This window comes from Nocardioides salsibiostraticola (assembly GCF_054783655.1).
Genome location: NZ_BAAGQD010000027.1, coordinates 99,374 through 123,705, shown reverse-complemented (window position 1 = coordinate 123,705; position 24,332 = coordinate 99,374). Strand labels below are relative to the sequence as shown.

General features: G+C 60.9%; 22 protein-coding genes. 9 read left to right on the top strand and 13 right to left on the bottom strand.

Annotated features, from left to right (window positions below; genetic code table 11):
- Positions 1-4: 4 nt before the first annotated feature.
- From manA to ACYVLV_RS18370, 9 genes are all read left to right on the top strand, one after another.
- Positions 5-1,240, top strand: a complete 1,236-nt coding sequence (gene manA, locus ACYVLV_RS18410; RefSeq protein WP_460812535.1) for a mannose-6-phosphate isomerase, class I — start codon at positions 5-7, stop codon at positions 1,238-1,240.
- A gap of 185 nt (positions 1,241-1,425) precedes the next feature.
- Positions 1,426-2,340, top strand: a complete 915-nt coding sequence (gene cysD / locus ACYVLV_RS18405; protein WP_460812532.1) for a sulfate adenylyltransferase subunit CysD — start codon at positions 1,426-1,428, stop codon at positions 2,338-2,340.
- Positions 2,340-3,626, top strand: a complete 1,287-nt coding sequence (locus ACYVLV_RS18400; protein ID WP_460812529.1) for a sulfate adenylyltransferase subunit 1 — start codon at positions 2,340-2,342, stop codon at positions 3,624-3,626. The genes cysD and ACYVLV_RS18400 overlap by 1 nt, the downstream gene beginning before the upstream one ends.
- 152 nt (positions 3,627-3,778) lie before the next feature.
- Positions 3,779-4,387 carry an acyltransferase gene (locus ACYVLV_RS18395; RefSeq protein WP_460812525.1) on the top strand — a complete coding sequence of 203 codons (609 nt, stop codon included), beginning with the start codon at positions 3,779-3,781 and terminating at the stop codon, positions 4,385-4,387.
- Positions 4,388-4,708: 321 nt separating this feature from the next.
- Positions 4,709-5,800, top strand: coding sequence for a DegT/DnrJ/EryC1/StrS family aminotransferase (locus ACYVLV_RS18390; protein WP_460813083.1), 1,092 nt, complete (start codon positions 4,709-4,711; stop codon positions 5,798-5,800).
- Entirely contained in the window at positions 5,800-6,798 is a 999-nt protein-coding gene (locus tag ACYVLV_RS18385; protein ID WP_460812523.1) for a Gfo/Idh/MocA family protein, read from the top strand. Before ACYVLV_RS18390 ends, ACYVLV_RS18385 begins: the two co-directional genes overlap by 1 nt.
- Positions 6,798-8,093, top strand: a complete 1,296-nt coding sequence (locus tag ACYVLV_RS18380; protein WP_460812520.1) for a nucleotide sugar dehydrogenase — start codon at positions 6,798-6,800, stop codon at positions 8,091-8,093. Before ACYVLV_RS18385 ends, ACYVLV_RS18380 begins: the two co-directional genes overlap by 1 nt.
- Positions 8,094-8,956: 863 nt before the next feature.
- Complete coding sequence (locus ACYVLV_RS18375) at positions 8,957-9,352, top strand: glycosyltransferase (protein WP_460812518.1); 396 nt, start codon at positions 8,957-8,959, stop codon at positions 9,350-9,352.
- Between the two features lie 337 nt (positions 9,353-9,689).
- On the top strand, positions 9,690-10,997 hold the full coding sequence (locus ACYVLV_RS18370; protein WP_460812515.1) for an O-antigen ligase family protein: 1,308 nt from the start codon (positions 9,690-9,692) through the stop codon (positions 10,995-10,997).
- A 42-nt stretch (positions 10,998-11,039) separates the two neighbouring features.
- On the opposite strand, the gene ACYVLV_RS18365 is transcribed toward ACYVLV_RS18370, so the two are convergent.
- The 13 genes from ACYVLV_RS18365 to ACYVLV_RS18305 all read right to left on the bottom strand — a co-directional run bounded on the left by ACYVLV_RS18365 (position 11,040) and on the right by ACYVLV_RS18305 (position 24,270).
- Entirely contained in the window at positions 11,040-12,104 is a 1,065-nt protein-coding gene (locus ACYVLV_RS18365) for an oligosaccharide flippase family protein (RefSeq protein WP_460812511.1), read from the bottom strand.
- Between the two features lie 346 nt (positions 12,105-12,450).
- Positions 12,451-13,662 (bottom strand): glycosyltransferase, encoded by a 1,212-nt coding sequence (locus tag ACYVLV_RS18360; RefSeq protein ID WP_460812509.1) that lies wholly within the window; start codon positions 13,660-13,662, stop codon positions 12,451-12,453.
- Positions 13,655-14,008, bottom strand: coding sequence for an LbetaH domain-containing protein (locus tag ACYVLV_RS18355; protein WP_460813081.1), 354 nt, complete (start codon positions 14,006-14,008; stop codon positions 13,655-13,657). The genes ACYVLV_RS18360 and ACYVLV_RS18355 overlap by 8 nt, the downstream gene beginning before the upstream one ends.
- A 206-nt stretch (positions 14,009-14,214) precedes the next feature.
- Positions 14,215-15,342, bottom strand: a complete 1,128-nt coding sequence (gene wecB / locus ACYVLV_RS18350) for a non-hydrolyzing UDP-N-acetylglucosamine 2-epimerase (protein ID WP_460812506.1) — start codon at positions 15,340-15,342, stop codon at positions 14,215-14,217.
- Positions 15,339-16,466, bottom strand: coding sequence for a polysaccharide biosynthesis C-terminal domain-containing protein (locus tag ACYVLV_RS18345; protein ID WP_460812503.1), 1,128 nt, complete (start codon positions 16,464-16,466; stop codon positions 15,339-15,341). The genes wecB and ACYVLV_RS18345 overlap by 4 nt, the downstream gene beginning before the upstream one ends.
- Positions 16,463-17,503: a polysaccharide biosynthesis protein gene (locus tag ACYVLV_RS18340; protein WP_460812500.1), complete on the bottom strand. Its 1,041-nt coding sequence runs from the start codon at positions 17,501-17,503 to the stop codon at positions 16,463-16,465. The genes ACYVLV_RS18345 and ACYVLV_RS18340 overlap by 4 nt, the downstream gene beginning before the upstream one ends.
- Positions 17,500-18,789 (bottom strand): glycosyltransferase family 4 protein, encoded by a 1,290-nt coding sequence (locus ACYVLV_RS18335; RefSeq protein WP_460812498.1) that lies wholly within the window; start codon positions 18,787-18,789, stop codon positions 17,500-17,502. Before ACYVLV_RS18335 ends, ACYVLV_RS18340 begins: the two co-directional genes overlap by 4 nt.
- Positions 18,786-19,430 (bottom strand): acetyltransferase, encoded by a 645-nt coding sequence (locus ACYVLV_RS18330; RefSeq protein ID WP_460812496.1) that lies wholly within the window; start codon positions 19,428-19,430, stop codon positions 18,786-18,788. Before ACYVLV_RS18330 ends, ACYVLV_RS18335 begins: the two co-directional genes overlap by 4 nt.
- Positions 19,423-20,037 carry a sugar transferase gene (locus ACYVLV_RS18325; RefSeq protein ID WP_460812494.1) on the bottom strand — a complete coding sequence of 205 codons (615 nt, stop codon included), beginning with the start codon at positions 20,035-20,037 and terminating at the stop codon, positions 19,423-19,425. The genes ACYVLV_RS18330 and ACYVLV_RS18325 overlap by 8 nt, the downstream gene beginning before the upstream one ends.
- Positions 20,034-21,155 (bottom strand): DegT/DnrJ/EryC1/StrS family aminotransferase, encoded by a 1,122-nt coding sequence (locus ACYVLV_RS18320; protein WP_460812492.1) that lies wholly within the window; start codon positions 21,153-21,155, stop codon positions 20,034-20,036. Before ACYVLV_RS18320 ends, ACYVLV_RS18325 begins: the two co-directional genes overlap by 4 nt.
- Positions 21,156-21,171: 16 nt before the next feature.
- Positions 21,172-22,911, bottom strand: coding sequence for a DUF4012 domain-containing protein (locus ACYVLV_RS18315; RefSeq protein ID WP_460812490.1), 1,740 nt, complete (start codon positions 22,909-22,911; stop codon positions 21,172-21,174).
- A 234-nt stretch (positions 22,912-23,145) separates the two neighbouring features.
- Positions 23,146-23,556 carry a hypothetical protein gene (locus ACYVLV_RS18310; RefSeq protein WP_460812488.1) on the bottom strand — a complete coding sequence of 137 codons (411 nt, stop codon included), beginning with the start codon at positions 23,554-23,556 and terminating at the stop codon, positions 23,146-23,148.
- Between the two features lie 303 nt (positions 23,557-23,859).
- Positions 23,860-24,270: a hypothetical protein gene (locus ACYVLV_RS18305; protein WP_460812485.1), complete on the bottom strand. Its 411-nt coding sequence runs from the start codon at positions 24,268-24,270 to the stop codon at positions 23,860-23,862.
- Between the last annotated feature and the right edge of the window lie 62 nt (positions 24,271-24,332).

Here is a 24,332-nt window from a genome sequence, read left to right as displayed (position 1 = left end):
CGCCGTGCACCTCCTGACCAACCCGATACGCGACTACGCATGGGGCTCCACCTCCCAGATGGCCGAGTTTCTCGGCACGACAGCCACCGGGAAACCGCAAGCCGAACTATGGATCGGCGCTCATGACGGCGACCCGTCCTGCCTTGATGACGGTCGCCTCCTCAACCACGCCATCACTGATGACCCTGACCACATCTTGGGGAAACGCGTCCACGACCTGTTCGGAGACCGGCTCCCCTTCTTAATGAAAGTGTTGGCCGTCGAGCAACCGCTGTCACTTCAGGTCCACCCCAGCGGAGAACAAGCCAGGATCGGGCACAACCGCGAGTCCGACGACGGGATCTCGATGGATGCCGCGCACCGCAACTACAAGGATCCGTCACATAAACCAGAGTTGATCTATGCCATCACCCCATTCGAGGGCCTCGCCGGATTCCGTGAGGTCGACAAGACTGCGGCGCTCCTGCGACTGCTCAACCTTCCCTGGGCCGACACAGTGGCCGATCGCCTCTCGCCAGGACCGTCTTCCCAATTATTGCAAGAGGTTGTTACCGACACCCTCGCGCTGCACGGCAAGACCCTGGCCCGTCTTCTGGGAGACACAGAGATCGCCGCGCGTCATGCCCAAGCGCGAGTTCGCCGTGAGGGATTGCGGCACCGCGCCCGTGGCGGGGGTGACCCGTTGGGCGTCAACCGGGAAGCGATCCGCGTCTTTGGACGCGTTGCCGATCTGGCCAAGCAATACCCTCAGGACCCCGGTGTGTTGGTGACGCTGCTGTTGAACAACGTGCACCTGGCTCCTGGTGAGTCCATGTTCGTCAATGCAGGCGTGGTGCACGCCTACTTGTCCGGATTCGGTGTCGAGATCATGGCCTCATCCGACAACGTTCTTCGAGCTGGGCTCACCCCCAAACACATGGATGTCGACGAACTTCTGGCAATCACCAACTTTGTGCCCATGCCCCCGCCCCGATGGGAGGCGTCCGAGCGCACCGACGATTTCGCTTACCTAGAGCCGCCGGTCACCGAGTTCGCCCTTACCGTCGGTCGAACACCCATCCGCCGGCTACCGCCAAGCGGTCCACGCGTGCTCTTGGTTCTCCAAGGAAGGGTGCAAGTCTCCACCGAGGCTCAGACCCTCAACGTCAGGCACGGCGAAGCCGTGCTCATTCGCCACGACGACGGACACTTCGAGATTCAGGGCGACGGCCAGGTCGCAATAGGCGCCGTACCCGCGTAGACGCCCGGCCGCTGAGTCAGCCACCAGAATCTCGCCCGATAGGGGCTCGGCAGCGATTGCTCCTCAGATCGCAACGCCCACCCAGCACGTCAGGTTCGTGAACGGTCCCGGTGATGGCTACCATATGGTCGGCCGCGCCCACTGTGGTGCGCCCTCGTTCTATCGCCGACACAGATAAGGCAACGATGACGTCCACGCACGCCGACTACCGGCTGAGCCAACTCGACCAGTTGGAAGCAGAGTCGATCCACATCTTCCGTGAGGTCGCCGCCGAGTTCGAGAAGCCCGTCCTGATGTTCTCCGGTGGCAAGGACTCCATCGTGATGCTCCGCCTCGCGGAGAAGGCCTTCTACCCGGCCAAGATCCCCTTCCCCATCCTGCAGGTTGACACCGGCCTGGACTTCCCCGAGGTGATGGAGACTCGCGACAACTGGGTCAACCGCCTGGGCGTGCGGTTGGTCGTCGCCAGCATCGACGACGCGATCGCCAGCGGTGCGGTCATCGACGACGGCAAGACGTCTCGCAACCGTATGCAGATCGGCACCCTGCTCAACGCTATCGAGGAGAACGGCTTCACAGCCGCCTTCGGTGGCGGTCGTCGCGATGAGGAGAAGGCCCGCGCCAAGGAGCGCGTTTACTCCCACCGCGACGAGTTCGGCCAGTGGGACCCGAAGATGCAGCGCCCCGAACTGTGGAGCCTGTACAACGGTCGCCTCCACGAGGGCGAGCACATGCGGATCTTCCCGATCTCCAACTGGACCGAGCTGGACGTCTGGGACTACATCGGCCGCGAAGGTATCGAGATCCCCAACATCTACTTCTCCCACCAGCGCAACGTCTTCGTCCGCGACGGCATGCTGATGAGCGAGACCCCGCTCAACCCGCTGAAGTCTGGCGAGACCGTCGAGGAACGCACCGTCCGCTTCCGCACCTGTGGCGACATCACCCTCACCGGGTGCGTGGAGTCCACCGCATCCACCATCCCCCAGATCATCGACGAGATCTCGATCGCCACCCTCACCGAGCGTGGCGCCACCCGAGGCGACGACCGTTTCTCCGAAGCAGCCATGGAAGACCGCAAGAAGGAAGGCTACTTCTGATGAGTGCCACCCCCACCGAGTCCACCGCTACCAACATGGACCTCCTGCGCTTCGCCACCGCTGGCTCTGTCGACGACGGCAAATCCACCCTGATCGGGCGACTGCTGCTCGACTCCAAGTCGATCTTCGCCGACCAGTTGGAGGCTGTTGAGGCGACCAGCCAGTCCAAGGGGTACGACCACACTGATCTTGCGCTGCTGACCGACGGCCTGCGCTCCGAGCGGGAGCAGGGCATCACCATCGATGTTGCCTACCGCTACTTCGCCACCCCGGCGCGCAAGTTCATCATCGCTGACACCCCCGGCCATGTGCAGTACACCCGCAACATGGTCACCGGTGCCTCGACGGCCGACTTGGGTCTCGTTCTTGTTGACGCCCGCCAGGGTTTGACTGAGCAGTCCCGCCGGCACGCGGTGATCCTTTCACTGCTCCGGGTCCCTCACCTCGTGCTCGCAGTCAACAAGATGGACCTCGTCGACTTTTCTGAAGAGGTCTACGAGAAGATCCACGCCGAGTTCACCCAGTTCGCCACCAAACTGAACATCCCCGACCTCGAGGTCATTCCGATCTCGGCGCTGGCCGGCGACAACGTGGTCAATCGCTCCGAGAACATGGACTGGTACTCCGGTCCCACCCTGATGCACCACCTCGAGCACATCCACGTGGCCTCCGACCGCGACCTCATCGACGCTCGGTTCCCGGTGCAGTACGTCATCCGCCCCAAGTCCGATGAGCACCACGACTACCGCGGCTACGGTGGGATGGTGGCTGGTGGAGTCCTGAAGCCCGGCGACGAAGTTGTCGTCCTCCCTTCCGGTATGACGTCAAAGATCGCGGGCATCGATCTCCACGATCAGGAACTTGACGAGGCCTTCCCGCCCATGTCGGTGACGGTTCGCCTTGAGGACGACGTCGATGTCTCCCGTGGCGACATGATCGCTCGCGTCAACAACGCGCCTGTCCCTTCTCAGGACATCGACGCAATGATCTGCTGGATGGCCGACGCCCCACTGAAACCGCGTCAGAAACTGGCGATCAAGCACACGACCCGCTCGGCGCGGGCCTTGGTGAAGGACATCCAGTACCGCTTGGATATCAACACCCTCCACCGCGATCAGGACACCAAGGAACTCGGTCGCAATGAGATCGGGCGGGTCCAGCTACGCACCACAGTCCCGCTGTTGTGTGACCCCTATTCAAAGAACCGCACCACCGGTTCCTTTATCTTGATAGACGAGGCCACTGGTGTGACCGTCGGCGCCGGCATGATCAACAGCGCTGGTTAATCAAACTCGGCGTGGGATTACTATCGTGACTGTTCTCAGCCCACCCCCCCCTTTCGTCACTCCTAAATAAGGCTCAGCCACCTAAGCATTATCCTGTCGTTCAGAAGCGCGACCGGCTCCTACATAAGGCACTCTCGGAGGTCACTTAAGTTATGACTGTGCGAATTGCCGCGAGCGCCGAAGTAGATCAGACTGCCGAAGTAGGCGCGGGTTCATCTGTTTGGCAGCTGGCGCAAATCCGCGAGGGAGCGCGCCTCGGCGAAAATTGCGTCATCGGCCGTGGCGCCTATGTCGGTAGTGGTGTCACCCTGGGTAACAACTGCAAGGTGCAGAACTACGCGCTCCTGTATGAGCCAGCCACGTTGGACGATGGCGTCTTCATCGGGCCCGCGGTGGTATTGACCAACGACGCCTATCCCCGGGCCATCAACCCCGACGGCTCCATCAAGTCCGCCTCCGATTGGGAGCCCACCGGAGTGGAGATCCACACCGGTGCAGCCATCGGCGCCCGTGCAGTGTGCATCGCTCCAGTGACGGTCGGCGCTTGGGCTCTGGTTGCCGCCGGGTCTGTTGTTGCAGAGGACGTTCCCGCCTATGCACTCGTCGCCGGAGTCCCAGCACGCCAGTTGGGCTGGGTCGGTAAGACCGGGCACCGACTGACGGAGACTGCACCCCACCACTTCACCTGCCCCGACACCGGCGAGCAGTACATCGAAACCGCCGGTCAATTGGCTGCAGAGCCGCGAGAGGAGCAGACGTGAAGTTGCTCAGTGTCGTAGGGGCGCGTCCCCAGTTCGCAAAGATGGCGCCTATTGCTCACGCGGCGGAGCGGACTGGGGTAGAGCACTTCGTGGTGCACACCGGTCAGCACTACCCGGCACCACCGTCAGGCCGGAGACCGAGTGGGTCGAAACTCTCAAGGATGGCTGGAACGAGCTCGTTGATGACCCTGCCTACATCGCGTCGAGCGCCCTGCGACGGCGCCCTGAGCAGCCCCGTGACGCTCCGTACGGGGGCGGGCAGGCTGCCGACACCGTCATCCCAAAATCTCGTAGACCGTCAGCCCTCACCTAGGAGCACCAATCGTGACTGAATTCATCCCTCCCGCCAAGCCACTCATCGGCGACGAGGAGCGTGCGGCCGTTGACCGCGTCATGCGCTCGGGCATGATCGCCCAAGGTCCCGAAGTCGCCGCGTTCGAGAGGGAGTTCTCGGAGCACTTCGGTCTCGACCGTGCATGCGTGGCCGTAAACTCCGGCACCTCGGGTCTGCACCTGGGTCTACTTTCCTGTGGTGTAAGGGCCGGCGACGAAGTGATCGTCCCCTCCTTCACGTTCGCCGCGACCGCGAACTCCGTCGCGCTGACCGGCGCCACGCCAGTCTTCGCTGATATCGACCCAGTGTCCTTCTGCCTAGATCCCGTGAGCGTCGAGGCTTCGATCACCGAGCGCACCGTCGCGATCATGCCGGTGCACCTCTACGGCCACCCTGCTGACATGACCGCGCTCCACGAGATCGCCGACCGCTACGACCTCAAGTTGTTCGAGGACGCCGCCCAGGCACACGGGGCGTCGCTGCACGGCACGCCGGTCGGTGCGTTCGGTGACTTCGGCATGTTTTCGCTCTACCCGACCAAGAACATGACCTCTGGCGAGGGGGGCATGGTGTCCGTCGGCTCCGGGGAGATCGAACGCACCATGCGGCTCTACCGCAACCAAGGCATGGAACGTCAGTACGAGAACGAGGTCGTGGGCTTAAACAACCGCATGACCGACATCCACGCTGCCATCGGTCGCGTGCAACTGACGAAGGTCGGCGGCTGGACCAGGACCCGTCAGGAGAACGCCGCCTTCTTGACTGCAAACATCGAGGGCGTCCAGGCGCCGAGCGTGGCCGACGGAGCCGTGCACGTCTACCACCAGTACACCGTCCGGGTGCCTGAAGGACGCAATCGTTTGGCTGCTGCGCTAAAGAATGAGTACAACATCGGCTCAGGCATGTTCTACCCGACTCCCAATCATCAGTTGGCGCCGTTCCAGGTCGACGTCGACCTCCCGGAGACGGCCAGCGCCGCCCGCGAATGCCTCTCACTCCCAGTGCACCCCTCGGTGGACCAGGCAGGTCTCGAGCGAATCGTGCACGCCGTCAACACCCTTGCAAAGGCTGGTTCTTGATGTCTGATCTCCGCGTAGGCCTCGTCGGCATTGGCATGATGGGCCGCAATCACGCCCGGGTGCTGCGATCGATCGATGGACTCAACCTCGTGGCTGTAGCGGACCCCGCTGGCGACATACACAACATGGCCGGGACCGCGGAAATTGTCGACACCGTGGCCGAGATGATCGCTGTTGGTATCGACATGGCGGTGGTCGCTACCCCCACCGTCTACCACCTCTCGGCAGGGCTTGAGCTGGCCGCCGCCGGGGTGCACACCCTGATCGAAAAGCCCCTTGCCACCGACGGCCCCGAGAGCAAGCAACTCGTAGAGGCATTCGAAGCGGCTGGGCGGATTAACGCGGTTGGTCACATCGAGCGTTGTAATCCTGCGCTCGTGGCCCTGCGCGCCCGACTGGACAACGGCGACCTAGGCGAGATCTACCAAGTGGCCACCCGACGCCAAGGCCCTTTCCCCAACCGGATTGCCGATGTCGGCGTGGTCAAGGACCTCGCCACCCACGACATCGACCTGACCGCTTGGGTGCTTCAGGACAAGTACAAGAGCGTCTCTGCCCATACCGCCCACAAGAGCGGCCGTCCCCACGAGGACCTCATCTCCGTGACGGCCAGAACCGATGGTGGCGTCGTGGTCAGCCACCTCGTCAACTGGCTTTCCCCACTCAAAGAGCGTCTCACTATCGTTACCGGCGAGAAGGGCGCTTTCGTGGCCGACACCTTGAACGCTGACCTCACATTCCATGAAAATGGTCTCGTCGCCACCGAATGGGACCGGATCTCAACCTTCCGCGGCGTCACCGAAGGTAATAGCACTCGCTTCGCGATCCCTAAGCCCGAACCCCTCAAAGTACAACACGAATCCTTCCGAGACGCGGTCCTCGGCGTCCGCCAGCAGGTGGTCACCATGAGAGAAGGGATGCGCACTGTCATGGTGGCCGATGCCTGTCTGATTTCAGCCCGCGAAAAGCGCACGGTCTCCATCGAACAGGGCTTCTGATGCGTATTGCCGTGATCGGCATGGGAAAAATCGGACTTCCTCTCGCGGCGCAATTCGCCGAGAAAGGAAACGACGTCGTCGGAATCGACGTGAACACCAGGACGGTGGACTCCATCAATGCCGGCGAAGTCCCCTTCCCTGGCGAAGCGCACCTAGACGAATACATCGCACGCTTGGTCCCCAGCGGCAGGCTCAGGGCCACAACAAACTATGCAGACGGAATCCCCACGGCCGATGTCGTTGTGGTGGTAGTGCCGTTGTTTGTCGATACGGACGGCGAGCCAGACTTCGGTTGGATGGACGCCTCAACACGCGACCTCGCGGAAACCCTCACTCCTAGAACATTGGTGAGTTATGAAACCACCTTGCCTGTGGGGACGACTCGAAACCGTTGGAAGCCAATGATCGAGGAGATCAGCGGCCTCGCGGAAGGCACAGACTTTGACCTAGTCTTCTCTCCCGAGAGGGTTCTTACCGGTCGCGTATTTCGGGATCTTCGCGCATACCCGAAGCTCATTGGCGCTCTCTCGCCGGCAGGCGCCGAGCGAGCGCGAGCGTTCTACGAAGCAGTTCTTGACTTCGACGAACGACCCGATCTGCCTCGCCCCAACGGGGTCTGGGACCTCGGCACGGCCGAGGCCTCCGAGTTGGCCAAGCTTGCCGAAACCACATACCGCGATGTCAATATCGGGCTGGCTAATCAATTTGCTCTGTTCGCTGAGAATGCCGGCATAGATGTGCACCATGTAATCGACGCCTGCAACTCGCAACCCTTCAGTCACATTCATCAGCCGGGCATCTCCGTGGGTGGTCACTGCATCCCGGTCTACCCCAGGCTTTATCTCCACAACGATCCGAATGCTTCCATCGTTTCAGCAGCCCGACAAGCAAACTCCGCGATGCCGGCCCAAGTCGTGCAACGAATCGCTCGAGAGTTTGGTGATTTAAACGGCTTAAAGGCGACGGTGTTAGGTGCCGCGTATAGAGGAGGGGTTAAAGAAACTGCTTTCTCCGGCGTCTTCGAAACCGTCACGCACCTAGAGGCTGCAGGCGCAATGGTTACCGTGCACGACCCCATGTACAGCGATGACGCATTGCTAGAACTGGGACTTGCGCCGCATCACCTCGGCGAAGAAACGGACATTGCTATTCTGCACACGGATCACCGCGAATACGATTCCTTGAGCGCCAGCGACTTTCCCGGGCTACGTTTATTCGTTTATGGGCGCCGGCACACCACGAAATCTTTCGGGGACGTCGATGTGCTTTCACTCGGCATTTCTTCCGCGCTCTGAGGTGGGCAATCGATGAAAGCGCGGACTGAGTTTTCAGACCCGCGCGCACTTCGGGTATCCAACCGGGCGACAGTCTTGGCCGCCGGCGTTGCACTCGCGCCCGCGGGGGTTGGGACCAGCGGTTACCTGATCTCGTCATCAATGTGGGTGCTCTTGTCTAATATGCTAACTCTCGTAACCGTCGCACAGAGAGAAGCAAGTTGATGCCTAATTTGGCCATCGGCCCCGCGAACTACGCAGGCCAAGCGCATCAATGGGCCGCTGCTGCCGAGTCACACCTACAACTGGAGTCGCGTTCCTTCAGTTACCGAGCTCGTCCATTTGGGATTGGCCCGGGCCCGGCCTTTACGTTCTTCGCAGACGACCAATACCCTCATCCCAGAACGACGACCGCGCTGGGGAGACGTTTGCGTCGTCGAAAACTTGGGCGCATGAGTCACGTAATGCTCGATGGATTCATTCCAGTAGGCGCGAAGGTTGGCGCCGCCATTGACGCTGACGTTGACTACCTGACAGGCCGCGACGTGCGCGTAGCCCTGATATCGCATGGCTCCGATCTGCGTCACCCGGAGGAGCATCGCGCCCTGTTCAGCCACTCATACTTTGATCACGCCGACGCCGCGTGGACTAGCGTCATGCGCGACGCGGTAGAGAGAAATCAGGAATCACTACGACGCCATCCACACGTGCCCCTCTTCGTTAGCACCCCCGATCTCCTCCTGCACCAGCCCCAAGCAAAGTGGTTGCCACTTTGCGTAGAACCAAGCATGCTGCGCGCTGTACCAGCGCCGCTGCTAGAAAGGGCTCGGCCCCAGGTACTTCACATCCCGAGTCGGCGAAACCCACCCATCAAGGGAACGAACTTGATCGAGCCCGCTCTGCGTCGACTCGAGGCGCAAGGACATATCCAATACGTTTCACCAAGTTCGGTTACTCACAAGAAAATGCTGTCGCTCGTGGCTAAAGCCGACATCGTGGTTGACCAAGTTCTCACTGGGTCCTACGGATTGACGGCGGTCGAAGCAATGTGCTTGCAACGCGTCGTTGTAGGGGCAGTTTCGACGCAGGTGCGAGATGTGATGCCGTCCGCACCGCCGGTTGTCGACGCGACTCCGGACAGTCTGGAGGATGTCATCATGGAGATAATCGAGCACCGTTCCTTTTTTGTGGACTTGGCGCAGCAAGGACGCGATTTTGCGGAGACATGGCACAACGGTCGCGCTGCGGCTAACGTAATCGCCGATTGGATTGGCGAGTAGGATCAGCGTCCCCCAGGGCAGAGCACCTGTATGGCCGATATGCAGTGCAAGGTTGAATTGTTCCAGCCGCGATCCGGGCGCCTACTGACCGGGGGTTTATCACCTCTGGCTCTTCCAACCATCATGCTCAATTACAAATTCGCAGGCACCAGCGGGTGACCGGGGTCAGCCACGACGGATGTGCTCATCATCCGACCCCCATCCCAGACCCAGTAACCGTCTCACACCGGAATCTTGGCGAACCATGATGCGCCCCGAAGGCGGCGAGATGCTCAATTGTGAAGGGCCGCCACAGGAGCCTGAGACACGCCCGCACCGCATGGCCTAGGATGGATCAGTGAGTCTTCCGATCGATTATCCTAAGTACAGATCCACGGAACGGCGGAGGGGGATGGCGCCGCCCGCAGAGAGGCTCCCGTGGGGGTCGGCCGAGAACCTGCTTGGCGCGGCACTCGTTCTGAGCCTCTTCGTTACTAGCTTTTCTGTCGACGCGTTCGGCGGAGCGGCAATCACCTACCGCAACATCGGCCTGGTTATTGCGGCCGGTCTAGCCAGCATCACGGTCATCCAAGCCTTCGCACCGAAGGCCAAGAGTGCCTGCATAGACGACCACCGCGGCAAAGACCTTCTGGCTCTGCTGTCCATCTGCTACTTTGGCTGGACTGGCGCTCAGAACTACCTGCTCCAGAACGACTTCATAGGCACCGCTCTGCCAGGCATTGGCTTACTCATCATTCTGGGCGCACTGCGTGCCGACCTAGCCAAAGTGGTGGCGGGTCTCAGGCGATGGCTGTTCGCGGTCGCCGTAGCGTTCATCATCCCTGCGCTGTTTAATCAGGGATTCGAGGAGAATTCGCGCACGTGGTTAGGCATCCTCCCAGGACGATACTTCGCCTTCTCCAATCCCAATGCCGTGGCATTCCTGGCCGGGATCGCCGCGCTCTTGGCGATTCCAGTCATCCGGCAAGGCAGGGGTCGAATGATGCTGCTCATCGCTTTCGTGCTCGCCATCCTGACCGCTGGCTACACCACCGCCATAGCGCTGGGTATCAGCATCTTCGCCTACCTAGCCCTGGCGCGGGTCAAACGTGTGGGACATCTGCGGTTTGGGGTCGTCAGTCTATCAATAGTGACTCCCGGACTACTCCTCTGGCTCCCTTCTGACCACGCCCTGGGGTTCCTCAGTGGCCTCCAAGAACGGGTAGACCTGAGTGGTCGCACCTTCTTGTGGGTCAGCCTTGCCCGCCTCGCGCGCGATAACGGCAACTTTTGGACCGGCATGGGCGACATTGAGCTCGCCGCCTATACGACCCCCGTGCTGGGCGTCAACTCAGCACACTCCACCCTGTTGCAACTCTTTCTCAGCGAGGGGTTCATTACTGCGACGTTCTTTATCGTGCTCGCCGGCAGCGCTGTGAATCGGATCTTGTCGTCGCCACGGAGGGCTTCGCTACCGAAGGCGAATCGGATCGCATTCGCTGTGGCCGTCTACTGGTTCGTGATTTCCCTGACCTCCACTCAACCGGGTACGGCGGTTGGGCTCTGCGTCATCCTGCTCCTCGCGGTCGCCAGTAATCAGCGGGTCGCCGACACGCCCCCGGAGGCGTCCGCAAAACCCAGTACCCTGACCCAACCTGTCACCTGATCGTGCAGCAGTCCCAATATCACGCTAAAAGTCGAAGAGCCTTCATTCCTGAGTCGCCGGCACCCAATCGCCCTTTCTGCGTTGTAGCAGCGTGAGCACGGCCCACGTTCCAATGCTGAACCCAAGCCCAACCAGTCTCCATATCGGATTCATGTTCAATGCGATGCATCCGACGGCCGCGGCTGCCGCCCCGATGGGCACAACCCATCCCCTCATCAGGTCCAGCACGACGGGGATGCGCAATCGACGTGTCATGACCAGCAGTGGCAAACCCGAGGTAAGTGCCGCGCCAACTGCATAACCTAGGGCAACCCCATCTACTCCTGCCATCGGCACTGCCAAAAGCCACGTGGCGACTCCGATTCCAGCGCCTACGAGGCCGATCTTTGCGGAGTCCCTCATCCCAGTCACACCTGTAGAGGTCAGAGCTTGAGAACCGGGCATACCTACTCCGAGGAAGGCGACTGCGCATACCAATATTGGCAGGACCTGAGCCGAGGCATCAAACCCATCCCCCCAGACCAGGGTCGTGACTTCGGGAGCCGAGAACATGACGACCAAGAAAACCGGGACGATAAGGGTAACCATCACCTGAAGCGAACGTCGCATCAGATGACGCATCCGGGCTTCGTCAGCATGTGCTTCGGCAAATGCTGGGAAGAGCACAAGCCCAACTGAGGTTGTCACGAGCGACAGCGGAGTTGCCAGCGCGAAAGCGGCGGCGTATTGGCCCGCGGCGACTCCACCGATTCCTTCCGCTGCCAGAAGGACAGAGCCCTGCAGAAAGCCTGCACTTACTAACGTGCCCAACACTCCTAGGCGAGTAAACTTGGAGATCTCTCGACGTTCAGATGCGGCTATCTCCTCCCCCCTGGGCACGGATACCCACGTCATGGCACCGCACAGCAAGGCTGTTGCAGCCACCGGCCAAAGCAGACGGATATCCCGCACCCCAAGGCTAAGCATGAGCGCCATCAGAAGAACGCCCATCACCGCGGTCAGCACTTCACTAACGACCAGGCGACGGACCTTTCCCGTCCCAAGCATGTGACTCTTCGCAAGACCGTAGACGATCAACCCGCCGATCAACGCGAGTAGCGTCGCCACATGTTGGCTTGAAGCGCCCAGACAGAGACCCCACACGGTAGCCGCAAGAAGCGCCAAAAGAAGGCCCAACTGTAGGGTCCGCCGACGTGTGTAGCGAACGATTCCATCTCTCGTGGTGGTGGGATTCTGTGTATCAGCACCATGACGAGCGAGGTATCGCGTCTGGGCAGCAGCCAAACTCGTTGGTCCAAGCAGAGTCAGAAGTTGGGCGGCGGCCAATATCCCGGCAGATTGTCCGAGGACCACGGCACCTGCAAATCGCCCGATTACCACATTCACGATGACTCTAAAGCCACCTTGAGCTAGGACGCCAAAGAATGCTAGAAGCGACGCGCTCCTGAGGCCCCTAACCAAAACGCACGCCGGAATCCGACAGCAAGCGTCGAGCTAGGGATGAGGTATTGAGCCAGCGATTCAAGGTCGCCCGGTGGATTCGGTCCGTCGTGTCGTGCGGCTCACGTCCGAATATCGCCACGGCGTCACTCAGCACCCTCCTCAGTGCGACGTTGAGCGGTTCCGTTGGCGTATATTTAATTCCAACCACCGGGTCAGTGATAAGATGCCCGACCAGATCGTTATCCGGAAGAACGACGGGCAGGCCTGTCCCCATCGACTGCTGAATGGTGATTGCCGGCATAAGTGGCCACACACCAAGGTCAGCCCCGTTAAAGGCCGCATTTAATCCAGCTGGGTCAACAAAACCTTCGATCGTGACGACGTCCCCCATCGCCCTCTTCTCCAGGATGGACCGCAGATCGAGAGTCGCCTCAGACGTGTCCGACCCAACTATATGAAGTCGGACTCTGGGAACAGTCCGAGACATACTTCCGACCGCTTCGATCAATTCGTCAACGCGTTTCTGCTTCTGTGATTTACCAGCGGCGAGAATGACGAAGTCACCCTCCGAATACCCATGGTCTTTGCGCCACTCAGCGCGAATCTCGTTCGACATATAGTATACGGATTCGTCGAACGCAAGCGGCAAAACCTCTGGAATTCTGCCTGACCCAAAGCGACTGAGACGCTCGACGGTGTTAGGAGTATAACCATATATCCGGGTCGCTTTGCGGTTCACGAGTCGATACAATCCACCCTTTGTCAGGGAAAATATGACGAACTTTGCTGCAGCAATGTTTTTGTTCAACGCTGCGTACATTGCGACGTTATCTCCGTACAAGACCAAGCGGGGGGCAGAACTACTGGAGAAACTCGCAACAGCGGGCAACCCCTGACCTGGCATTACTTGGATCACAAGGTCGTACTGCCCTTCGTCAATCAACTCCTTCGCTCGCGAGGACCACACCATCGATCGCCACTCTTGGGACCGCACGCGTGTGACCTGAACATCATCGACGCGAGTTGTCCCGGTTGGGTAAAAACGCTCCTGTCCGATCTGAAGCAGATGGTTTTGGGAGAAAATTGGACTCACTCGGTCGCTTGCCAGCACATGGGTTTCCGCGTAACGAGTGAGGGCGCGCGCCAGCCCCACCTCTTGGTACCCGCTAAACCAGTCGAAATACCCACAGACAAGGAGCACCCTCGGGCGTGGATCAGTCATTCGCGGAGTCCAATGGGGTTGCAAAGTTGGGAGCGATATTGCCTGAGTCGAGCCGCTCGCGGTGTCTTAAGCGTTCGGCTGGCGAGAAACGAGCGCGTAACCTCCGCGCTGGGTTGCCTACCCAAACCTCGTACTCGGGAACATCTCCCGTCACCACGGCGCCGGCCCCAATTACTGCTCCGTCCCCGACGCTTACGCCCCGCCGCAGAATGACCCCTCGCCCAACCCAAACGTCACGGCCAAGCAGGGTGGGAGACTGCTCAGCGCGACCAGTGAATTGAATTGGGGTGCCCACAACGGTCCAAACGTGATCCCCCCCAACGATCGCTACGTTGGGCGCCAGCATTGTATATGCACCGATTTTCGTCATGGGCGGAATCCAGCAGTTTGGACCGACAAACACGAAACGGTCTGCCTGTAAATCCCTGCTGACCTGTGCGGTGCGGTGTATTGATGCTGTTAGATGTACATCCCGCAGCCTCTTCGTCAAAATTGTTGCGCGGTTCCTGGCACCACGCAGTGCGAAGTAGACACGGCCATTGCGGTCGATGTTCATCGGGACTTCCGAATCCCTGACCACTGGTGGTGACGACCAGCCGTGGAGGAAATGAACCGCACCACACGATTGGATGTGTCGTTGACCTCGTAGCCTGCCGGATACGAAGACACCACGGGCCCATCAGCCAGCGCAATGCCCACTGCTCGCACCACGTCGTCGACTTCTAGCCCCGTCATGATGATGGAGCCGCTGTCCAGTGCCTCGGGACGCTCAATGGCGTCGCGGAGAGTTATCGCCGGGAACCCCAGGAGCGATGACTCTTCGGAGATGGTGCCGGAATCCGACAACACACAAGCAGCGTCGAGCTGGAGCTTGTTGTAGTCGTGGAAGCCGAACGGCTCCATGAAGTCGATGTTCGACAGGTCAAGACCGCTGTTGAACGCCTCAAGCCGCTTCTCTGTACGGGGGTGAGTCGACACGACCACGCGCTTGCCGAATCGGTCACGAACTGCGACCAAGCACTCGAGCAACTTCTGCAGGCGCTCGGGGAGGTCAACGTTCTCCTCACGGTGAGCGCTCACAAGGAAATACTCGCCCTTTGACAGCCCGAGACGCTCGACGGCGTCAGAGGCGTCGATCTGGCCACGAAATGTCTCCAACACCTCGCGCATGGGCGAGCCGGTCACCAAGATACGGCGCGCCTGCACGCCTTCGGCGAGCAGGTTGCGCCGAGCGTGCTCGGTGTAGGCCAGATTGAAGTCGGCGACATGGTCAACCAAGCGCCGGTTGGTCTCCTCAGGGACGTTCTCATCGAAGCACCGGTTTCCGGCCTCCATGTGATAGGTCGGGATCCTCATCCGCTTACTCATCACTGTTGCTATGCACGAGTTGGTGTCACCCAACACCAGCATCGCGCCAGGGTTCTCTTCCAGGATCACCTTCTCCGTGCCCACCAGCACTCCCCCAAGCACTGCACCCAGGCTGGAGGTGTCGACACCCATGTAGTGGTCAGGAGCCCGCAGGCCGAGATCGTCGAAGAAGACCTGGTTCAACGAGTAGTCGAAGTTCTGTCCAGTGTGGACGAGCACGTGCTCGATGCCCTCGGTCTTGTCTAGACGGTCGATCACCCTGGCCAACCGGATGATCTCCGGACGAGTGCCGACTACGGTCATGACCTTCATGCGGTCGCCTCCAAGGCGATAGTTTCTGGGAACTGGTCGGGGCTGTCCATGTCAAGCAACTGGTCAGCCCAAAACATCGTGACCAGTTCGGTGTCGCCCACATTACGGATGTTGTGCACCCACAGGGTCGGCATATCGACGAATGAGGGCTGGTCTCCGCTCAGCCGGAACGTCACCACGTCGTCATTCAGCAATCGCCGCAACTCGATCTCCGCCTCTCCTTTGACAACGAAGAAGCGCTCCACCTTGTGCAGGTGATAGTGTTCGCCCCGCTTCTGGCCCGGCAGCGTGGTCGACATGAAGGCCATCCCGGTACCGCCATGTGCGCGTACGGTCTCGAACAGGTCTCCGCGGTTGTCGGCGTGCACCTGCGGACCGATCGGCCACATCCCCGGAAAGGCCGCTGCGCGGTAGGTGTTGAACAGGTTGCGGCGTAGCGGTGTGGAGATGTCGGGGACCTCGCCACGAGTCGAGTAGAGCTCGTGGAACTCCTGGAAGAGCGACAACACCTCACCGATCCCGATCTCCTCGGCCTCGACCACCTCGCGCGTGTCTGAGCCAATGGCCGCAATTAGCGCAGCGGCAGCGTCCTGCGCATGGAGGAGCGGGATCGCCCGGTCACCGGAGACCGTCGGGGTTCTACCGGCCACTACCTCGTGCACGAAAGTGGCGACGAAGGAGTTGTAGCCGGGGCGACCGTGCTCGCCGAATAGATTCGGGAGCAGCAGATCAGCGAAGTGGCCGCCCTTGGCATGCACGGCTTTCTCGACGATAGACGCGGCTCGCGCCTTACCGCGACCGTACGGGTTGTCCAGATTGGCCTGAACAGAGTTAGCAAAGACCACGTCGATTGGTCGATTTAGCGGCGCCAGAGCGGCCACCAAGGTCTCAGCGAGGACGGAGTTGCCCTCCTCCACCTCGGCGACCGTGTCCGCACGGTTGACCCCGGCGATGTGGATCACTGCGTCTACGTCAACAAGGGCAGCAGCCAAGCGTGCGGGATCTGCAAAGTCATCGCGACCCAGCCTCACCGGCTCGATCTGGTGGAGGGCACGCAGACGGCAGGCAGTGTGCCAGCCAAGGAAGCCGTAGCCACCCGTGATGGCAACCTTGCCTAGGCTCACAGCGCCTTCTCCGGGTCCAGACCGCCTGCAAGCATCTCTCGCCGGATCTCAGGAAGCGTGAGCAGCAACCGCTTGACGCCTTCAACATCGAGGCGCTCCGCGTTGTGGGAGTGGTAGTCCTCCTCTTCGGTGGTGGCCTCGCCCTCGTCAAAGAAGAGTTCGTATTCGAGGGAACGCGCGTCCAGGGGAACGGCGTAATAGTCGCCGCGATCGTCGGCCTTTTGGCGTTCCTCGCGGCCCAGCAGAGACTCGTAAAGCTTTTCTCCGTGCCGCGTGCCAATCACGCGAATCTCAGGGGCGACCACCCCGAAGAGCGACGCAACAGCCAGAGCTAAGTCGCGCACCGTGGAAGCTGGCGCTTTGCGAACGAAGATGTCACCGGGGGTCGCGTTGCCGAACGCGTACTCCACCAGGTCGACCGAGTCCTCGAGCGACATCAAGAAACGGGTCATGTCGGGGTCAGTGATCGTGAGTGGCTTGCCCTCGAGTAACTGCTGGACGAAGACCGGAATGACCGAACCGCGGCTGTACATCACGTTGCCGTAGCGAGTGATCGAGACCGTGGTGCCGCTATCGGCCCAGTTGCGAGCGTGGGCTTGGGCGACCTTTTCCATCATGGCTTTGGAGATACCCATGGCGTTGACCGGATACACCGCCTTGTCCGTGCTCAGGCACACGACAGAGTTCACACCGGCTCGCTGCGCCGCTCGGATCACGTTGTCGCTGCCGTTGACGTTGGTCATCACTGCCTGCTGCGGGAAAAACTCACAACTGGGGACCTGTTTGAGGGCAGCCGCGTGAAAAATGTGACGGACTCCGTGGACCGCGTCCTCGACTCCTCGAGAGTCCCGCACATCACCCACGTAGAAGCGCACCCGGCTGTCGCCGAGGTCGCGACGCATGGCGTCCTGCTTGGCCTCGTCGCGGCTGAAGATTCGGATCTCCTCCACGTCCGTCTGGAGGAGACGGCGCACCATCGTTGAGCCAAAGGACCCAGTGCCTCCAGTGACCAAGATCGGGCCTTCGGTGTTGCTCACAACTTCCCCTCTTCGTGGTTGGCAGGACTAGCGCCTTTTGTTGTCCGACGTCGACATTTCGCAGCTGCTCGACCGAGTAGGCCGACGAGTCGTGCGGCACCGATATCATGCTTCATGAGGCGCTCATATGCTTCGCGGCCTCGCTCACCCATCAGTGCCAGGTTCTCGTTACTCATCGCATTGAAATCTGCCACGGCGTTTGTCACCGACACTGCATCGCCGGGCCTGGCTGCAAGACCGGCGCGCTCGCCCGTCACCACGGCCGCGCTGTCCCCGGGCGCCACAGCAAGCACGGGCAGCCCAGCCGCCAGGCCGGACTGCAGTTTGCTGGGCATGGTCACGGCAAAGAGCGGCTCATCTGCCAGGGCCACGACGTGGACATCGGCCTCTCGATTCATTCGGACGGCTTCAATTCGCGGGACGGGGTCGAGAAAGTGGATCCGGCTCGACCCGGCGGCACGACGTGTGAGATCCGGCTTGGTTACCCCGTCACCTAGCAGCACCAAGTGGGCTGGGGCCGTCGCGGGGTCAGCGAAAGCGTCGATCAGCGCATCAAGACCCTGTGCGCGCCCATGGTTGCCAGCGTAGAAGAAGAGTCTTGCGGCGTCAGGAACACCAAGGTCGGCCCTGATGGTGGAGCGCATGTCGCCCGCGGGCTCGGAGTCCGCGTCAGGAAGCCAGTTGTAGACCACCGACAATTTGTCTCGAGGAACTCCGCGCTCGGCGAGGAGATCGACCATACCCGGAGAGATCACCGCGACGTGATCGGCCATCGCGTACGCGCGACGCACGAATACATCGACGATCTTGAGCGCGACGCTCGACAGACGGCCGCCAAGGAATCCAGACGCAAAGATCGAATCCGGCCACACGTCCTGGACGAGGAGCACATACGGCGTGCCCCACAGGACTTTGCTCACCATCGCGGGAAAGGCTGCGGTCGCTGGGGACGAATACACAAGAATTGCGTCGGCCTTGCGCAGATGCGGCTGACCAAAGAAGGCGCTGCTTGCGGCCCAAGACCCGTAGTTGAGCAGCCGCTTGGCCGTGCTGGTGTCATGGCTCGCATACAAAGGTGTCCGATGGACAGGAATGCCACGCATTAGTTCACTGCGCCGCCGGGAGGCTGAGTATCCCGGAGCGACCTGACCCGACGGGTAGTTCGGCACTCCGGTCAGAACCTCGACGTCGAGGCCGAAGTCATGAAGCGAGTGGGCAATGGACTCGGGGACCGCCACTGGTTCAGGCGGATACCACTGGCACACGAACGCGACCTTGGTCGTCATCGTGCCGGCACGCCTTTCACAACAGCTCTCTTGGGCACGTCGCGGACGACGCACGCGCTCCCACCAATGAGCGCCTCACTGCCGACGACGAGTCGGTTGAGCACGACCGCGCCGACACCGATGAGCGACCCGGTCTCCACGACACAGTCCCCTGAGACCGATGACGACGGGTTCATGCTGACGAAGTCCTCGAGGACCGTGTCATGACCGATGGTCACGTTAGGATTCAGATGGACATGACGACCTAGGGTGATGTTGGTGGTCACCCTAGCCCCAGCGAGGATCACCGTGCCTTCGCCGATCACGGTGTGCGAACCGATGGTCGCCTCCGGGTGAATTAGCGTCGCTGCAGCGAAACCGGCGACGTCGAACCTGTCCGCAACAAGTTTGCGTACGGGTGGGTTGCCGATTCCGACGACGTAGTGAGGTCGCTCTACCCTCGCCATCAGATCAGCTGAGCTCCCCGCGTGGATGATCCCTCGGCTCGCGAGCCTCTCCAGATTGGTAGCCGAGGGGGAGTCATCAACTATCCCCACCAAATCCCACACCGGCGCCTGCGCCGCAGCGTTGATTGCTTCGACGACGTCGGCGGTCTCTCGCCCGAAGCCGCCAGCACCGATGATGACAAGGGGTTCAGCCACAGTCACTCCCCCTGAACTCAGACATCGTCACTTCGCCATCCGCCGAGATCCCATCACGCTTCAGGACCTGAAGGACGGTGCTCCACACGATCTTGACGTCGAGCAGGAGACTCCGAGTGTCGACGTACTCGACATCCTTGGCGAACTTCTCGTCCCAGGTGATCGCATTGCGACCACTCACTTGGGCCAGGCCAGTGACCCCGGGCCTCACCTCGTGACGGCGCATCTGCGCCGGGGTGTAGCGATCGAGATAGCGAACCAACAACGGGCGAGGTCCGACCAGGCTCATGTCGCCCTTGACCACATTCCACAAAGTCGGCAACTCGTCCAACGATGTGGACCGAAGCATCGCCCCGTACGGGGTCATGCGCTGCTCGTCCGTCACCAGACCCCTGGCCTCGTCAACCTCAAGCATCGTACGAAATTTCTTCATATTGAAGACGACGCCGTCCTTTCCCGGTCGGGGCTGAGTGAACAGCACCGGCGAGCCCATTTGCCGTCGTACGAACATCGCCACGAGCGCCTGCAAGGGCGCGGAGACCACCAGCGCGATGCCCCCGACGACGAGGTCGATGAGTCGCTTCAGCGGATCGTAGGCGCGCGTCACGCCGTAGCCTCACGAATCGCGACGGCGATCCGATCGAACTGGTCATCCCTCATGGCTGACCCACTGGGCAGCGTGAGCCCGTGGTCGAAGAGTCGCTCCGAGGTCCCGTCGATGACTCCGGTGAGACCGGCCGAGACCGGCTGCAAGTGCATCGGCTTCCACACCGGACGACTCTCGATCTTGGCCTCCGTGAGTGCCGCACTGAGCTCTTGCGCAGTCCAGCTCGACACTGCGGGGTCGACCACGATGGCGGTCAGCCAGCAGTTGTCCTCGGAGTCGTCGAGACCTCCCAGGAGACGGACACCTGGCTGTTCGGCAAAGAGTTCGGCGTAGCGACGACGCCACTCCCGACGCCGGGCGATCATGTCATCGAGTCGCGTCAGTTGAGCACGCCCGAGTGCGGCCAGGATATTGGAGAGACGGTAGTTGTAACCAACCTCGGTGTGCTCGTAGTGGGCGACCTGCTCACGCGCCTGAGTCGAGAGTTTGCGAATATGGGCAGCGAGGTCGGCGTTGTCGGTCAGCAACATTCCACCACCCGAGGTGGTCATGATCTTGTTGCCGTTGAAGGAGAGCACCGAAGCGTCGCCAAAAGAGCCAGCCGGGCGGCCCTGCCACGTGGCACCGAAGGACTCAGCCGCGTCGCAGAGTAGGCGGACGCTGGCGTCGCGAGCCACCGTCTCGATCGCGGTGTAGTCAACGCACTTGCCGAGCATGTCGACCGGCACGATGGCGGGGACGTGTTGTCCCTGGGCACGCAACTGGTTGATTGCTCGCTCAAGGAGCGCGGCCGACATGTTCCCCGACTCTTCGTCACAGTCGACGAAGAACGGCTCGGCACCCACGTAACGGATTGCGTTGACCGTGGCAGCGAAGGTCAAAGTAGAAACGGGCACTACATCACCAGGTCCCACTCCCCATGACACGAGGGCAAGGTGTAGCGCGGCGGTACCCGAGGCGAGCCCTACTGCGTGTTGCACGCCCACCCGAGCGGCAACCTCCTCCTCAAACGATACCAAGTCTGGGCCTGCCGGGGCGATCCACCCAGATCGCATGGCGGCCATCACGTAACTTTCTTCCAACCCGCCCGTGTCCGGTGGAGAGAGGAGAACTTTCATGTCACACATCCGTCACTTATGGGCATGCCGAGGGGACTGTAGCGCTGCTCTTGCCAGGTACAACGCTCGGTGTCGTACGGACCTCGACGTCGCCGGTCTGTCCCTTGGCCGTGCTCATCTTCCACGTGACGATCAAGTCGTTCCGGTTTTCAAGGAGTAACGCCAAAGTCACGGTCGGGCGACCGTTCAGGGGTAGTACCTCCGCCTCGGGTACGACCCGCCCCCCCAGGCGTATGTCGTCAATGGCCCCACCATGAGGTCCATATATTCGCACAACTGTGAACTGGGAACCTGGTTGAGTCCCGAACTTTCCTCCTCCAGTGACCGAGCTTGGCAACTCTGCAGCGTCCGCCGGCGAGATGGCCTGCCTAAGAGTCAGCATCCCGGCAAGTGATTGCGTCCCTCCAGAACAAGTTCGTGCTTCAATCTCCGCGGAGTATCGAAGATAGTAAGACATCTTCGAACCCGTAGCGTCGTTTAGGCCAATGTCGATGTGCGGCGTAGGCCCGTCATCTCCCGAGATCGCTCCAAGTACGTCGGTATGCGCCAGCATCTCGGCTTCACGGTCAACAAACGGAGCGACCAGGAATCGACCCTCGCGAGCCGACCTACTCATCCCCTCGACGAACCTCATGGGTTTCGCGAGGTCTACGGTGGCTGCCTTGAACACCGCGGCCGCAGCATCCTCAAAAAGTGCGTCCTGTGCGGCGGTGTCGAGGGTTATGTACGGCTTGTTGAGGAGCTGCTCAACGAGATTCTCGGCAGTCAGGGTCAGATCACCCACCGTGACTGGACCGGTGCCCTCAATGAGGTACGAGAGCCCAACGGGGTCGAGAGCCAAGATCCCATCCAGCGGCCGCTCCGGATATTTCGCGCTCCAATGCGCGTTCCACAATTGCGAGGCTCTCGGAAAGTCGGGAGTGAACCCCGCGTCCTGAAAGAAAACACCGAGGAGATCGCTATAGACATCATCCTCCTCGGCCGTGATCGGCAGGACCGGCCTCACCTTCCTCCCAAAGTCGCTTGCCGAGCCTTGCTCTGTCAGATCCAGTTTGCCATTATCTGCGTGTACCAGCGCCCATGAACCAGGCAGCCCGCCAGTCGCCCTGATCTCCGCGTTATTCTGAAAAATCAACAAATAGTCACGCGGCCCATTCCCACCGAGCATTGAGGGCAAGACCTCAGCAGCCTTATCCGCCGATGCGATCGAAGATGCGGCAGAGTCGAGCCGCTCCGCGTATTCGTCGAAGCGGGACCCGAATGTTCCGAAGTAGCCGGCACTATCGAGAGCTGAAACTTCAGAGTTCGCGTCCGAAAAAGCCGACGTAGCCCGGCGTAGCGGTTCCTGCAGAGTTTTCAACTTCTGCAAGTTGATACGGCCGTTCTTGGTGATGTCGTCGAGGCTACTGACGCTGTCGGCGACCGGCCGGATCCCCTCGCTGGCGATCAGGTCAAGCGAGGACGAGAGAACCTCGATGCCCTCGAAGTCGTCACCGATGAGGGGCACAAGCGTAAGCGCACCCCACCAAGGACCGCTTGTCGTGTCCGCGGCGTCAGAAGCGGCGCTCGTCAGCTCGTCGATAGCGGCGTCCCGAGCCACGACATCGTCGTTGTCCAGCGCGCGCTGAATTCTGTTGACGCTCGATTCTGCTTGAGCGAGATCCTTCTGGACGTTGAAGGCCTGCCAGCCAGTAAAGGCGGCGGCGACAACTGCTAGAACTCCCACGGCCAGGAGGATTCGCGGTCGAGTCAGCACCGGGACAGTGTGCCATTGAACGTTTGCTTTTGCGAAGGCTGAAGCGGTTTCGAGACGGTTACGAAGGTAACTTTCCGTTCGGCTGGCATCAATGCGATCGAGACACGCAGGTTGCTTGGTTTCAGGCTCGCTGCGCTCGAACCTCAACCGACGCTGCGGCGCACTATCATCTTTCTCGAAATGCAGAACGTCCCCCAGCCGAAGCTGAGGGACGTTCTACTCAAGCGATGTGTATCAGAGCACCCGCAGCAACTTGATGCCGCGCGAGCGCTTGTACGGGTCGTTCGGGCCGGGGCGGTACTTGACGATGATCTTGTACTTACCCTTGCCGAAGAGCTTGCCAGACCGAATCACCTTGGGGGTGCCGTTGTATCTAGTCGTCTTGACGCGGATCTTGCCCTTGCCCTGCTTGCGGACAACGATGATCAACTTGCCACTGGGCTTCGCGTTGCCAGCTGCGGCGATGCGGATCTTGATCCGAGCGAACGTTCGGTTCGGAACGTTGAACGGACCGGACGTGGTGGTCGCGGTCTTGATGCAGCCCGTGTACGGGCAGCGTGCGGCGGAAGCGGAGGAGCCGGTGAAGGCGACCAGGCCGCTGGCCATCATGAACGCAGTGATGACCCCTGCGAGGAACTTCTTCATGGTGTGTATCTCCTAGCGGCATGTGCATGCCTCGAAACTGTTAACCCCTGTAGGTAATCACACATCGACCTAGATGTGGACATCAGACTCCCGATTTTCGCGCTCTGAGGATTTGGACGCGTCCAATGACAGGGCGACTAAGCGGCTTCCTTGCTTTCAACCCATAGCGAATCGGCGCCTACTAGGGATCGCTCCGCTCCTGACCAGCAAATATGGCTGATCTGGACACCTCCACGCCCATGACCGAACAAATGCAGAACGTCCCCCGAGATGATCGGGGGACGTTCCTGTGGTCTAGATGGTTCAGCGAACCCGCAGGAGGTGGATGCCGCGGGACTTGCGGTAGGGGTCGTTCGGGCCGGGCTTGTACTTCACGATGACCTTGTAGTTGCCCTTACCGAAGAGTCGGCCACTGTTGACCACTGTGGGTGTGCCGCGGTACCTAAAGGTCTTCGTGCGAATCTTGCCCTTGCCCTGTTTGCGGACCACGACGATGAGAGTGCCGTTGGGGCGGGCGTTCCCGGCCGCGGCAACGCGAACCTTGACGCGGGTGGACCGGCCGTTCCTGACCCCGTAGGGACCGGAGGTGGTCGTGGCGGTATTGATGCAGCCGGTGTAGGGACAGCGCGCGGCCTGCGCGGACGTCCCCGTGAGCGCTACGAGGCCTGTAGCCATCATGAACGCGGTGACGATGACGGCGAACAGTTTCTTCATTGTGGCTTCTCCCATGTCTGCCCGAGCGGCTCGATGCAATAACCTAATAAACCACACCAACA